The organism is Streptomyces sp. NPDC006207 (genome assembly GCF_040613835.1).
Taxonomy (GTDB): Bacteria; Actinomycetota; Actinomycetes; order Streptomycetales; family Streptomycetaceae; genus Actinacidiphila.
This window is the reverse complement of record NZ_JBEXSX010000001.1, coordinates 46236-59534: the sequence shown is the minus strand read 5'-3', so window position 1 is coordinate 59534 and position 13299 is coordinate 46236. Positions and strand designations below refer to the sequence as shown.

The window sequence follows — 13299 nt, the reverse complement described above, 5'->3', positions numbered from 1 at the left end:
ACGTGCGACATAGCGCACATCCATGGATACGGTGTGACCGGCATCACTTGTTCAGCACGGCCTCCATGACGCTCTTGGCGATCGGCGCGGCGAAGCCGCCACCGGAGATGTCGCCGCGGTTCGCGCTGGCGTCCTCGACCACGACGGCGACGGCCACCGGGGAGCCGCTGTCCGTCTTCGCGTATGAGATGAACCATGCGTAAGGCTTCTCACTGTTGTCGACGCCGTGCTGGGCGGTACCGGTCTTGCCACCGACCGTGACGCCCGGGATCTGGGCGTTGGTGCCGGTGCCCGACTGCACGACGGTCTCCATCATCTGCTGGAGCTTCTGCGCGTTCTCCGCGCTGAGCGGCTGCGAGAGCTCCTCGGGGCTGACGCTGTCCACGAGCTTGTTGTTCGAGCCGCGGAGCTCGCTCACCATGTACGGCTTCATCAGCTTGCCGTCGTTGGCGATCGCCGAGGCCACCATCGCCATCTGCAGCGGGGTGGCGGCGGTCTCGAACTGGCCGATGGACGACAGTGCCGTCTGGGGCCTGTCCATCTTGGTGGAGAAGTTGCTGGCCGCCACGCGGACCGGGACGAACTGCTCCTCGTTGAAGCCGAACTTCTCGGCCTCCTCGACCATCTTGTCGCGGCCGAGGGTCGCGCCGAGCTTGCCGAAGACGGAGTTGCACGAGACCCGCAGCGCCTCCCTCAGGGAGACGTTCTTGCAGGCGATGCCGCCCTCGTTCTTCAGTTCCTGGTGGTTGGTGTCCGGGAGGATGTACGGCACCTCGGAGTCGGTCGGCTCGTCGATGTCGTCGTACAGCCCGTCCTGCAGCGCCGCGGCCGCCGTGACGACCTTGAACGTGGAGCCCGGCGGGTAGGTCTGCCGCAGCGCCCGGTTCAGCATCGGGTCGTCGGGGTTGTTCTTCTTCTGCAGGGCGTTCCAGGCCTCGCTGTCCTTCTGCGAGTTGCCGGCGAAGGAGGAGGGGTCGTACGAAGGCGTGCTCGCCAGGGCCAGGATGGCCCCGGTCTTCGGGTTGATGGCCGCGACCGCGCCCTTCTTGTTGCCCAGGCCCTCGAAGGCCGCCTTCTGGGCGGCGCCGTTGAGGGTCGTGACGACGTCCCCGCCCTGCTTCTGCCTGCCGGACAGCACGTCGACGGTGCGGGTGAAGAAGAGCCGGTCGTCGTCACCGGTGAGGATCTTGTCCTCGACGCCCTGGAGCAGGGTCGTCCCGAAGGCCTGCGAGGCGTAGCCGGTGACCGGCGCCCACATCTTCCCGTTCTTGAAGGTGGCCTTGTACCTGAAGTCGCTGCCCGTGGTCTCGGTGTGGCCGGTGATCGCCTTGCCGTCGACGAGTATGTCGCCGCGCGGCGTCGCGTACTGGTTGATCGTGACCCGTCGGTTGTTCGCGTCGTTCTTGAGCTCGTCGGCCTGCACGAACTGGATGTAGTTCACCCTGACGAGCAGGGCGAGCACGAGCAGTCCGCAGAAGATGGCGACTCGGCGCAGGGGCTTGTTCACTGGGTCCGCACCACCTGGGTCGGTTCGGCGTCGGGGGACGAGGCGGGGGTCGGCGCCGGTCGGCGCGCGGTGTCGCTGATTCTCAGCAGGATGGCCACCAGGGCCCAGTTGGCGATCACCGAGGAACCGCCCTGTGCCAGGAACGGCATGGTCATGCCGGTCAGCGGGATGAGCCCGGTGACACCGCCGGCCACGACGAACACCTGGAGCGCGAAGGCCCCGGACAGGCCGATCGCCAGCAGCTTGCCGAAGGGGTCACGGGCGGCCAGCGCGGTGCGGGCGCCGCGCTCCACCAGGAGTGCGTAGAGCAGCAGGATGCCCATCAGGCCCGCCAGGCCCAGTTCCTCCCCGACGGTGGCCAGGATGTAGTCGCTCTTGGCCGCGAAGCCGATGAGCCGGGAGTAACCCTGGCCGAGACCCGATCCGAACAGGCCACCGGAGCCGAAGGCCCACATGGCCTGCGCGGGCTGGCTGGCGCCCTGGCCGGCCTCGACGGTGCGGAACGGGTTGAGCCAGTCCTCCACCCGGCTGTGGACGTGCGACTCGAAGCTGCCGACGACCACCGCGCCGCCCACGGACAGCAGCAGACCGAACACGATCCAGCTGGTGCGCTCGGTGGCGACGTAGAGCATGATCACGAAGAGGCCGAAGAAGAGCAGCGAGGTGCCCAGGTCGGTCTCGAAGACCAGGATGAGGATGCTGAGGGCCCAGATCACCAGGATCGGGCCGAGGTCACGGCCGCGGGGCAGGTACATCCCCATGAAGCGGCGGCTGGCGAGCGCGAGCGCGTCCCGCTTGACCATCAGGTAGCCCGCGAAGAACACCGCGATGATGATCTTCACGAACTCACCGGGCTGGATGGACATGCCCGCGATGGTGATCCAGATCCGCGCGCCGTAGACCGGCGGGAAGAACACCGGGAGGATCAGCAGGACCAGCGCCACGACCATCGAGATGTAGGTGTAGCGCTGCAGGATGCGGTGGTCCTTGAGGAAGACCAGGACGCCGAGGAAGAGCGCGACGCCCAGCGTCGACCACATCAGCTGCGTCGGCGCGGAGGAACCGCCGGGGAGCGTGGGCTCCTGGTCCAGCCGCCAGATGAACACCAGGCCCATGCCGTTCAGCAGGGTGGCGATCGGCAGCATCAGGGGGTCCGCGTAGGGGGCGAACTTGCGGACGACCAGGTGCGCGACGAGGGCGATGGCGCCGAGGCCGAGGCCGTACGCGAGCATGCCGGCGGGCAGGGTGCCCTTCTTCGCCAGCCCGACGTTCGCGTACGCGAAGACCGGGATCAGGACCGCGAAGACCAGGAGCGCGAGCTCCGTGTTGCGGCGGCTCGGTGCGCCGACGGATGTGATGGTCGTGGTGTTCGTGACAACGCTCATGCTGGACTGACGCCCCTCCTGCTCACTAGCTGCCGCTGGGGCACTGTTGGGCCAGCGACTGGTCCTCGTCGGAGAGGGTGGGGCTGGTCGACGGGCTGCTGGAGGGGGTCGTGCCGGGCTTGGGGGAGCTGGACGCGTCGGGGGACGGGCTGCCGGTGGTCTTGCCGGTGGCGGTGTCCGCGCCCTTCTGCGCGTCCTTCTTGGCCTTCTCCGCCGCGGCGGCCTTGGACTTGTCGATGGCTTCCTTGGTCTGGCAGACCTTCGCCTGGTGCTCGAGCTCGTCCGCGGTCCGGCGCGCGTCGCCGAGTCCGCTGGCGGCGATCGTGGCCGTGACGTACTTGCGCTGGTTCTGCGGTAGGTACTTGAGTTCGATACCGGGGCGGTCCTCGTGGACCTTCGACAGGTTGACCCAGGCCAGCTTCTGCTCGATGCCCTGGTAGATCGCCGCGTGGTCGCCCTTGACGCCGACGTAGTACTGCGTCTGGGTCCAGCGGTACGCGCCGTACAGGCCGCCGCCGATGACACCGAGGACGACCAGCAGGATCAGCGAGCGCTTGAGCCACCGGCCGCGCTTGCGGGGCTTGCTCAGCTCCTCGTCCTCGAACGCGCCGAAGCCGCCCACGGGGGCGCTGACCTGCGGGTTCCCGCTGCCAGGCGGACCGAAGGCGCCGTCGGGGGCCGGCGGACGGCCGAGCTCGGAGGCGCGCCCGGCCGGGGTCTGCAGATGCCGCGGGTCGGACAGCGGCGAGTGGTGCCGGCTGTCGGCGACGGCGCCCACGACGACGGGGGTGTCGTGCAGCTGCACGGCGAGGGTGTCGCCGTCGTCGATGTCCAGGACGTCGGCGACGATGCAGGTGATGTTGTCGGGGCCGCCGCCGCGCAGGGCGAGCTGGATCAGCTCCTGCACGGTCTCGGCGGGCGCCTGGTACCCGGCGAGGGTGTCCTCGAGGGTCTGGTGGCTGACGACGCCGGACAGGCCGTCGGAGCAGATCAGGTAGCGGTCGCCGGCCCGGACCTCGCGGACCGACAGGTCGGGCTCGACCTGGCCGCGGCCGTCCAGGGCGCGCATCAGCAGCGAGCGCTGCGGGTGCGTGCCGGCCTCCTCCTCGGTGATCCGGCCCTCGTCGACGAGCCGCTGCACCCAGGTGTGGTCCTGGGTGATCTGGGTGAGCACACCGTCGCGCAGCAGGTACGCACGGGAGTCGCCGACGTGCACCAGGCCGAGCCGTTGGCCGGTCCAGAGCAGGGCGGTGAGCGTGGTGCCCATGCCCTCCAGCTGGGGGTCCTCCTCGACCATGACGCGCAGCTGGTCGTTGGCCCGCTGTACTGCGGTGGCGAGGGAGGTGAGGATGTCCGAGCCGGGGATGTCGTCGTCGAGGGGGACGAGCGTGGAGATCACCTCGGAGGAGGCGACCTCACCGGCGGCCTGGCCGCCCATGCCGTCGGCGATGGCGAGCAGCCGCGGGCCGGCGTAGCCGGAGTCCTCGTTGCCCTCCCGGATCATTCCCTTGTGAGAGCCGGCGGCGAAGCGCAGCGACAGAGTCATGCGCACCTCGCCCGTCGGCTCCGGGTACATCCGCACGCTGCCCACCCTCTCGCTCGCGCTCGCTGGCTGTGCTCGCCCATTGTGCGACTACTTCCGCAGCTCGATGACGGTCTTGCCGATGCGGATCGGGGCACCGAGCGGGATCGGGGTCGGCGTGGTGAGCCGGTTCCGGTCCATGAAGGTGCCGTTGGTGGATCCCAGGTCCTCGACGATCCAGTTGCCGTCGCGGTCCGGGTAGATCCTGGCATGGCGGCTGGACGCGTAGTCGTCGTCAAGCACGATCGTGGAATCGTGGGCCCGGCCCAGGGTGATCGTCTGCCCCTGGAGCGCGACCGTGGTGCCCGCGAGCGAGCCCTCGGAGACCACCAGCTTGGTGGGGGCACCGCGCCGGGCCCGGTTGTTGTTGTTGTTCTGCTGCTGGCGGCCCTGCGCGGGCTGCGCCTGCTGGCGCTGCTGCGGCGGGCGGGACTGGGCCTCGCGGCGCCCGGCCGCGCGCTGGGTCACCCGCGTGCCGAACAGGTCGCTGCGGATGACCTGCACGGCCACGATGACGAACAGCCACAGTACGGCGAGGAAACCCAACCGCATGACCGTCAGGGTCAGCTCTGACATTGCCCCCGCTTCACCCTTCGGCTTGCCGGTACACGATGGTGGTACTGCCCACGACGATCCGTGAACCGTCGCGGAGCGTAGCGCGCTGGGTGTGCTGTCCGTCCACCACGATGCCGTTCGTCGACCCGAGGTCCACGACCGTCGAGGGCGATCCCGCCCTGATCTCGCAGTGGCGGCGGGACACACCGGGGTCGTCGACCCGGACGTCGGCCTCGGTGCTGCGGCCGAGCACGAGGGTCGGACGGGAGATCTGGTGGCGCGTGCCGTTGATCTCGATCCAGCGGCGTACGTTCATGCCGGCGCCACCGGGGGCCGTGGGGCCGCTTCCGGGGAGCCTGGTGACCGGCGCGGCGCCGGGCGGCGGACCGGCCGGCATCGGCGGCGGGCCCGCGGGGCGCTGCGGGGCCTGCGGCGGGTAGCCGTAGCCACCACGGCCGGCGGGGGGCTGTTGCTGCTGCTGGTACTGCTGCTGTTGCGACTCGCTGGAGGCGAGGGTGCGGCTGCGCACCCGGTACAGGCCGGTGTCGAGGTCGTCGGCCTTCTCCAGGTTCACCTTGATGTTGCCCATGAAGGTGTAGCGCTGCTGCTTGGCGTAGTCGCGCACCATGCCGGCGAGCTCCTCGCCGAGCTGGACGGCGTACGGGCTCAGCCGCTCGTAGTCGGAGGTGCTGAGCTCGACGATGAAGTCGTTGGGGACCACGGTGCGGTCCCGGTTCCAGATCGTCGCGTTGTTGTCGCACTCGCGCTGCAGGGCACCCGCGATCTCCACGGGCTGTACCTCGGACTTGAACACCTTGGCGAAGGTGCCGTTCACGAAGCCCTCGAGACGCTGCTCGAACTTCTTGAGTACTCCCACGGTGCACCTCCCTCCTCGAGGTCCTGCGGTTGCGCACGGCGGTCCGCCGTGGTCCTCCGGTCCGATCCTTCCGGTACTGCTTACTGATCGTATCCACGCACTGGGAAAACCGCTGGTTCCCCGATCGGTCCCACGGGACCGGTGTCAACAGTGCCATGGTCCGCGGCCGCTCCCCCACAGGGATGGTAGAGGCGGCTCATGCCAGTGTCCCGCAACAGAGGACGGTTCCCCTCGCTCGGGGGTGCCCGGAAACGGATGTGATTCCACCCTGAGCAGCGTGCTAATGTTCTCCGTGTCGGAAGGGGCTGACGCACCGGACGGGGAAGACCCCAAGGTGTGAAGGGATCCGGAAGACAACACCCATGCGCGGGTGGCGGAATAGGCAGACGCGCTGGATTCAGGTTCCAGTGCCCGAAAGGGCGTGGGGGTTCAACTCCCCCCTCGCGCACACAGTGGAGACGGGTCTCCGACCGTGACGAAAGTCGCAGTCGGGGGCCCGTTTCTCGTGCTGATCAAGGGGTCGGGCCGGCGGCTGGGGCGGTCGCCGCATCCCTCACGCGCTGGAGCCCTCTCGCCGGCCGCTTACGGTCGGCGAGAGGGCTCTTTCGTATGGGTGATGTGCACCTGTGAGGCGCGTCACTCAAGTGGCGGGTGTCAAGTGGCCCGTTGGCGTCCAGGTACCAAGGGGCTTCGTCTTGCGTCTGCGGTTGGTGCGCCTGATGGGGTGGTGTCCGCCGACTGCCAGGCTGTCCAGCCACGTCGTGATCTTCCGACGGTTGGCATGGGCGAGCTGGAGGACCAGGAGGATGGTCTGGGCGGCGACCCCTCGGATGGGCCGGGATCGTGAGGATTCGATGGTCTCGGCGAGCGGGCTGTTGGCGAAGCCGTTGAAGCCTTCGACGCTGTTGCGGAGGCGGAAGTAGATCTTCCGCCACTGTTCGTCGCCGTGGTCCAAGGCCTGCCGGTGCTTGGCCCCTTCTTCTGGGGCGAGCGGGATGGCGCGCTGGCGGCTGACCTTGACAGGCCCGGTCGGACCGGGTTGTGGGTCGACCAGCGGGAGTTCGGAGTTGTTGGAGGCGCGGTCGTCGGCCAGGTAGCCGGGCGTGTAGCCGCGCTCCCGGAGGCGACGGATGGTCTTCGGCCCGTTGTACGCGGGGCGCTCTCCCGGCTTGTCCAGGCAACTCGGTGCTGCCGTAGGGGCGGTTCGCGGTTGCGGCGGAGAGCCCGGCCGGGGCGCCGGTGCGGCATTCACCGCCGAAGAGGATCTCGCGTAGGCGCAAAAGACGGGTGCGCTAGTTGCCCCGGGTGCCTTTTCCCATTGGGGACAGCCAACAGCGATGAACCGTTCGATGACCTTGCGAGACAGCCAGATCTCCGCTGACGCAGGCAGGCCCTCGCGTGGCAGAAGAGCGCGAGCTGAGTGAGGGCGGTCAGCAGTTCCCGCAACCTCGGCGAAGGCATGGCCACCATCAGCCTGCCCACCGCCCTGGGGAGGCCTTCCCACGGGTGCGACCCGCGGTCTTTACGAGACGACGTCACGGAACGGGTCCGGGGACAGGGGCCGTCGTGCTCACCGGTGCAGTGGAAGCGGACGTCGCCGAGGTCCACCAGCCCGCACGAGACGTCGGTGCCGGCGGCACCGGGGTGGATCGCCTGGTCACCGAAGAGCGGCGCGGTGCTGCTGGCCCACCGGCAAGGGCAGCGTGGAGCTGACCGCCGCGAAGCTCGGGCTGGCCGGGGATCTCCCGCAGGTCGGCGGCTTCCAGCCGTCCTGACCGCCGCACGCCGGCGGGAGGGTCACCAGCCGGCGTGATGCGCGTCGCGCTGGCCGACGGGGGGCTCGCCGCCGGCCTCGGCGAAGGCCTGGAGGGCCTGGATGAGGTGGCGGCGTTGTCCTGCGGGCATCGCGTCGACGATGCGGGCGATCTCGGCCCTGCGGCGCTCCGTGACGTCGTTCACGGTGCGCCGCCCGGTCGCGGTCAGCGAGATGACGGTCGTGCGCCGGTCGGTGGGGGAGGCGTCGCGCGTGACCATGTCGATCGCCACCAGGCGGTCCAGCATGCGCAGCGCCGTGGAGGGCTGGACGCCCAGTTCGGCGGCGAGTTGCGAGAGGTTCAGCGCCCCGTGCGTCTCGAGGACGACCAGCATGCGCAGTTGCGGCAGGGTCAGTGCCTCCTCCACCGCGGCGAGCGAGCGGGCGGAGACCGCGACGAGGAGCCGGGACGCGGTCAGCAGGGCGCCGACCATCTCCTCGGCGGTGCTCCCGGGGTCGTCGGCGCCGGAGGGGGAGTCGGACGGAGCGCGGGAGCCGGTGGCCATGGGTCCTTTCTACCGTTCCCACGCCCGTCGTACGGGCGTGTACGGCACTCAGGTGAACGGGTGCGGCGCCGGGAACCCGCGGCCCCGGAGAGCCGTTGAGCGATTGGGCAAAGGAATCGTCAAGGGGCGCGGCCCGCGCCGGAATGAGCAGGGAGATCCCATGGGTGTCAGCCTTTCCAAGGGCGGCAATGTCTCGCTGACGAAGGAGGCCCCGGGACTGACCGCGGTCACCGTCGGTCTGGGCTGGGACGTCCGTACGACCACCGGCACCGACTTCGACCTCGACGCGAGCGCGCTCCTGGTCAACGCCGAGAGCAAGGTGGTCTCGGACAAGCACTTCGTGTTCTTCAACAACCTGAAGAGCCCGGAGGGCTCGGTGGAGCACACCGGCGACAACCTCACCGGCGAGGGTGAGGGCGACGACGAGCAGGTGAAGGTGAACCTGGCCACCGTGCCGGCCGAGGTCGAGAAGATCGTCTTCCCGGTGTCGATCTACGACGCCGAGAGCCGCCAGCAGTCGTTCGGCCAGGTCCGCAACGCCTTCATCCGTGTGGTGAACCAGGCCGACAACAACGAGCTCGCCCGCTACGACCTCTCCGAGGACGCCTCGACCGAGACGGCGATGGTCTTCGGCGAGCTGTACCGCAACGGCGCCGAGTGGAAGTTCCGCGCCGTCGGCCAGGGCTACGCCTCGGGCCTGCGCGGCATCGCGCAGGACTTCGGCGTCAACCTGTGAGCGTGGGGTAGCCGTACGCCCGGGCGGCCGGGCACGTACGACGACGGAGGGGCCGCGTGGCGCACGCCACGCGGCCCCTCCGTGCGTCGGGGCGGCCGGGACGGGGGTCAGGCGACGCGCGCCGCGAGCTCCTTGGCCTTGGCGGTGGCCTGCTCGTGGGCCTTGGTGCGGGAGGCGTCGGAGGCCTCGATGAGGCCGGACATGGCCGGGACGACGCGGGCCAGGGTCAGCTCGGGGACGATGAACTCGACGTCGGTGATGCCGAGGCAGCCCTGCAGGACCTTCTCCAGGTAGTTGGTCACGAACTCGAAGTCCTCACGCGGGGTGCCCGGGCCGTAGCCGCCGCCGCGGCTGGCCACCACGACGACCGGGGTGTCCGCGGCGGAGGGCTGCTCGCCCGCGGTGCGGCCCAGGATGATCACCTGGTCGAGCCAGGCCTTGAGGGTGCTGGGGATCGAGAAGTTGTACATCGGCGCGCTGATCAGGAGGGCGTCGGCCCGTTCGAGTTCGTCGGCCAGCTCGCTGCGCAGCGGGTGCTCGGCGCCGCCCACGTAGTGGGTCGCGTCGAGGTGCGGCACGGGCTCGGCGTTCAGGTCGCGGTAGATCACGACGCCGCCCGGGTGCTGGGCCTCCCATTCCTTGCGGAAGGAGTTCGCCACGTCACGGGACGCGGAGGTCTCGGAGGGCCAGATGGACGAGTCGAGGTGCAGCAGCGTGGGCATGGGGGTGCCTCCACTTCCGTAAAGTTCGGAGTGAAAAATTCGTGCGTTGCTATTGCTACCACAGGACCTTACTTTTCTGCAGCACGTAACGACAAGCCGGGTACCCTTGTGGCCATGGGACAGGGGACTGAGCCGGCCGCGCACGACGCGGAGCCGTGCGCCAAGGTCGACGTCGGGCTGACCCGCGTCTTCGGGATCCTCGGCAAGCGCTGGAGCGGCCTGATCGTGGCCGTCCTCACGCAGCGGCCGGCGTACTTCGTCGAACTGCGCCGGGCCATCCCCAAGATCAGCGAACGGATGCTCTCCGATCGGCTCACGGAGCTGGCCGAGGCGGGCATCGTCGTCCGCGAGGTGGACCCCGGCCCGCCGCTGAGGGTGAGCTACCGCCTCACCGAGGCAGGTGAGGCGCTCGGTCCGGCCCTGGGGGAGCTGGGGTCGTGGGCGGAGAAGTACCTCCCCGACGGTGCGGCTGCCTGCACGGAGGGCGCGGAGGCCTGCGGCTCAGGGGCGGGGGCGACCGGCTGACGCCGGGTCAGCCCTGCTGCTCCGCGGCGTCGTTGTAGCGGGTCAGGTAGGCGGCGAAGCGCTCCAGGTCGGTGTCGTCCCAGTCCGCGAGCCTCCCGCACACGATGCGCCGTGCGGCGCGGTTCGCCTCGGCGAGCACGGCCGCGCCCGCCGCGGTCGGCAGCAGCGCCTGGACGCGGTGGTCGGCGGGGTCGGGGCGCCGTTCGACGAGGCCCAGCCGCTCCAGGGTTGCGACCTGGCGGCTGACCGTCGACTTGTCCAGCAGGAACGCCTGCGCGAGGTCCGTGGCCCGGCAGTCCCGGTGCTCGCTCATGTGGGCCAGCAGCGTGTACGCCACCAGGGACAGCTGTGGGTGCATGCGGGCCACCGCGGTGCGCGCGCGGCGGGCGAACGCGGTCATCTCGCGGTGGATCGTCTCGACGGACGCGCCTTTGCCGGCCTGCATGCTTGTAGGTTACATCTGACTGGATCGGGGTGGTTCGGTCCGGTTCGTCCCAGGGTCAGGCGGGCAGCGGCAGCTCGAACCAGACGACCTTGCCGACCGCCTTGCGGCTGGTGCCCCAGCGCCGGGAGAGGTTGCTGACCAGGGCCAGGCCCCGGCCCTCCTCGTCGTCGGCGTCCGCGCGGCGCAGCTGCGGCAGGTTGTGGTCGTCGTCGCTGACCTCGACCAGCAGCTTGCCGACCCGCATCAGCCGCAGCGACACCTCGTGCGAGGCGACCCGCAGCGCGTTGGTCACCAGCTCGCTGACCAGCAGCTCGGTCAGGTCGCTGACCCCCTCCAGCCCCCACCGCGCCAGTTGCTCACGGGTGAGCGCGCGTGCCCGCCGGACGTCGGAGAGGTCCATCGACAGCCGCCACTCGGCGACGTCCTCGGGCGGGATGCCCTGGAAGTTGGCGACCAGCAGCGCCACGTCGTCGCGACGGTCGTCGGAGTGGACACGGCTGAGGATCTGCTCGCAGACGTCCTCGGGGGTCTGCTGGGGCTCGATGACGTTGGAGCACAGCGCCGCCAGGCCCGCGTCTATCCCCTGGCCGCGCACCTCCACCAGGCCGTCGGTGCACAGCACCAGCCAACTGCCGTCCGGTACCGGGATCTCGACCGTCTCGAAGGGCACGCCGCCGACGCCGATCGGGGCGCCCTTGGGGATCTGCAGCAGTTCGCTGCGGCCGTCGTGCCGGGCCAGCACCGGCGGGATGTGGCCGGCGTTGGCCAGGGTCAGGGTCCGGTGGATCGGGTCGTAGACCGCGTACACGCACGTCGCCAGGTGCTCGGCGCCGAGGCGGTGGGCGAGGTTGTCCAGGTGGCGCAGCAACTGCGCGGGCGGCAGGTCGAGCGCGGCCATCGTGATCACCGAGGTGCGGAACTGGCCCATCACGGCCGCCGACAGCAGACCGTGGCCCATCACGTCGCCGACGATCAGCGCCACGCGCCCGCCGGGCAGCTGGATGGCGTCGAACCAGTCGCCGCCGACCTGGGCCTGGCGGTCACCGGGCATGTACCGGTGGGCGATCCGCACCCCGGGGATGCGGGGCGGGCGGGTCGGCATCATGCTGCGCTGCAGGGTCGCGGCGGCGCGCGACTCCAGGCGGTGCAGCCGGGCGTTGTCCAGCTGCACCGCGCCGCGGGCGGCGACCTCGGCGGCGGTCGCGGCGTCCTTGGCGTCGAAGGGACGGCGGCCGGGGTGGCGCAGGAAGCACATCCGGCCCAGCACCGTGCCCCGTGCGGTGAGCGGTACGACGACCATCGACCGCTCGGGCAGTAACGGGCCGAGCCCGGGGACGCCCAGGTCGAGCGCGATGTCCCGGGCCAGTGCCGGGTCTATCACCGGCACGAGCAGCGGCTCGCCCAGCCGCGGGGTGGAGTCGGCGGGCAGCGGGATCAGTTCGCCCTCCGGCAGGGCGGCCGCCCACGGGCCGGGAGTGGTGTCGGTGTGGGCGACGGCGACCCGGCGCGCGATGATCGTGTCCCCGGTCAGGTCGTCCTTCGGCGGCTCGGAGTCGGAGAACAGCTGGTCGACGACGAGGACGGCGGCGAAGTCGGCGAAACGCGGCACGGTGACGGCGCACAGCTCGCGGGCGGTCGTCGCCAGGTCGAGGGTCGTGCCGACCTTGGCCCCGGTCTCCCGGAGCAGGGCGAGCTGCTCGTCCAGCACGTGGCCCGGGGCGAGCGAGACGCTGGGGGCGGCCACCGGGAGCAGTACCGGTGCCGCGACGTCGCCGCGGGGGCCGGGCAGCAGCTCCGGTTGCGCGGGCCGGGTGCGCCGGGCGGGCCGGGTGGGCCGCGCGGCGCGGCCGGTGGCGGGGTTCGCGGCGGGCTGGGCCACGGTCGTGCCGTGCTCCTCGGGGAGCACGGGGAGAAGCACGGTGCCGTCGACCTCCACCGCCGGGTAGCCCAGGGGCACGATCTGACGGACGATCCGGTCCAGCCGGCCCGCGCTGACCCGGGGCAGCACCGAGCCCAGCCGGCCGGCCAGGTGCTCGGCGTGCGCGGGGTCGGCGGCCGGGGCGAGGCGCGGGATGATGCGGACGGCGCCGCGGGCGGTGGTGCCGTCGGCGGTGTAGGGCAGCAGGTGGTCGCCGAGCGCGAGACGCGGCCCGGTGTCGCGCAACGGGCGGGCGTTGGCGGCGATCACCAGCAGGCTCCGGCCGGCCGGCTCCATGATGCGGTAGGACCACCACACCACGTCCTTGACGCCGCCGTCACGGTCGGTGGTGGGCAGCGATCCGGCCCAGGCGGAGCGGGTGAACTCGTCCAGCACCTCCAGGGCGTCCTGCTCACCGGGGTGCCGGCCCGCGGTGTGCGGCAGCAGTCCGGCCGCCGGACGGCCGAACACGCCCTCCCAGCGGTGGCCGAAGAGCTCCTCGGCGCCGCGGTTCCAGTACGAGATGTCACCGTCGGGGCCGACGCAGAGCACGGCGAGGCGTACGAGCGCGGAGACACCGGTGGCTGCGAGCGGGGTCGTGGTCGTGGTCGTGGGAAGCCTGGTCATCTCGTCCAACGTCGGGCACCTGCGGTTCGGCTGCGGTTCGGCGCGGAAGGCTGAAGGAGCATCAGGGTCGGGTCTTCACCGTCCAGGCAAGCATGAAACAT

General features: G+C 70.7%; 12 protein-coding genes and 1 tRNA gene. 3 read left to right on the top strand and 10 right to left on the bottom strand.

The annotated features are described in order from the left end of the window. Nucleotides 1-43 precede the first annotated feature (43 nt). From ABZ312_RS00275 to ABZ312_RS00255, 5 genes are read right to left on the bottom strand one after another with little or no spacing between them, the layout of a single operon-like run. The gene (locus ABZ312_RS00275) at nt 44-1507 is read right to left on the bottom strand and encodes a peptidoglycan D,D-transpeptidase FtsI family protein (RefSeq protein WP_500331612.1); all 1464 of its coding nucleotides are present in this window, start codon (nt 1505-1507) and stop codon (nt 44-46) included. After that, nucleotides 1504-2892, bottom strand: a complete 1389-nt coding sequence (locus ABZ312_RS00270) for an FtsW/RodA/SpoVE family cell cycle protein (protein ID WP_499512868.1) — start codon at nt 2890-2892, stop codon at nt 1504-1506. The genes ABZ312_RS00275 and ABZ312_RS00270 overlap by 4 nt, the downstream gene beginning before the upstream one ends. A gap of 25 nt (nt 2893-2917) precedes the next feature. Beyond that, nucleotides 2918-4468 (bottom strand): PP2C family protein-serine/threonine phosphatase, encoded by a 1551-nt coding sequence (locus ABZ312_RS00265; protein ID WP_500331631.1) that lies wholly within the window; start codon nt 4466-4468, stop codon nt 2918-2920. 57 nt (nt 4469-4525) lie between these two features. Then, complete coding sequence (locus ABZ312_RS00260) at nt 4526-5050, bottom strand: FHA domain-containing protein FhaB/FipA (RefSeq protein ID WP_500436012.1); 525 nt, start codon at nt 5048-5050, stop codon at nt 4526-4528. Nucleotides 5051-5060: 10 nt separating this feature from the next. Further along, nucleotides 5061-5906 (bottom strand): FHA domain-containing protein, encoded by an 846-nt coding sequence (locus tag ABZ312_RS00255; protein WP_500331610.1) that lies wholly within the window; start codon nt 5904-5906, stop codon nt 5061-5063. Nucleotides 5907-6270: 364 nt separating this feature from the next. On the opposite strand from ABZ312_RS00255, the gene ABZ312_RS00250 reads away from it, so the two are divergent. After that, a tRNA-Leu gene (locus tag ABZ312_RS00250) sits at nt 6271-6354 on the top strand. Nucleotides 6355-6546: 192 nt separating this feature from the next. Here the strand turns inward: ABZ312_RS00250 and ABZ312_RS00245 are convergent. Both ABZ312_RS00245 and ABZ312_RS00240 read right to left on the bottom strand, forming a co-directional pair. Next, nucleotides 6547-7158, bottom strand: coding sequence for a hypothetical protein (locus tag ABZ312_RS00245; RefSeq protein ID WP_500436010.1), 612 nt, complete (start codon nt 7156-7158; stop codon nt 6547-6549). A 545-nt stretch (nt 7159-7703) separates the two neighbouring features. Then, nucleotides 7704-8225: a MarR family winged helix-turn-helix transcriptional regulator gene (locus ABZ312_RS00240; RefSeq protein WP_500436008.1), complete on the bottom strand. Its 522-nt coding sequence runs from the start codon at nt 8223-8225 to the stop codon at nt 7704-7706. 160 nt (nt 8226-8385) lie between these two features. On the opposite strand from ABZ312_RS00240, the gene ABZ312_RS00235 reads away from it, so the two are divergent. Continuing rightward, complete coding sequence (locus tag ABZ312_RS00235) at nt 8386-8961, top strand: TerD family protein (protein WP_431959002.1); 576 nt, start codon at nt 8386-8388, stop codon at nt 8959-8961. A 107-nt stretch (nt 8962-9068) separates the two neighbouring features. Here the strand turns inward: ABZ312_RS00235 and ABZ312_RS00230 are convergent, their stop codons facing one another. Beyond that, nucleotides 9069-9683: an FMN-dependent NADH-azoreductase gene (locus ABZ312_RS00230; protein WP_500359617.1), complete on the bottom strand. Its 615-nt coding sequence runs from the start codon at nt 9681-9683 to the stop codon at nt 9069-9071. A gap of 114 nt (nt 9684-9797) precedes the next feature. Between ABZ312_RS00230 and ABZ312_RS00225 the strand changes: the two genes are divergently transcribed. After that, complete coding sequence (locus ABZ312_RS00225; protein WP_499512861.1) at nt 9798-10208, top strand: winged helix-turn-helix transcriptional regulator; 411 nt, start codon at nt 9798-9800, stop codon at nt 10206-10208. Between the two features lie 7 nt (nt 10209-10215). Here the strand turns inward: ABZ312_RS00225 and ABZ312_RS00220 are convergent, their stop codons facing one another. Then, nucleotides 10216-10653, bottom strand: coding sequence for a MarR family winged helix-turn-helix transcriptional regulator (locus ABZ312_RS00220; RefSeq protein ID WP_500331603.1), 438 nt, complete (start codon nt 10651-10653; stop codon nt 10216-10218). Between the two features lie 55 nt (nt 10654-10708). Then, nucleotides 10709-13198 carry an ATP-binding SpoIIE family protein phosphatase gene (locus tag ABZ312_RS00215; protein WP_500331601.1) on the bottom strand — a complete coding sequence of 830 codons (2490 nt, stop codon included), beginning with the start codon at nt 13196-13198 and terminating at the stop codon, nt 10709-10711. Between the last annotated feature and the right edge of the window lie 101 nt (nt 13199-13299).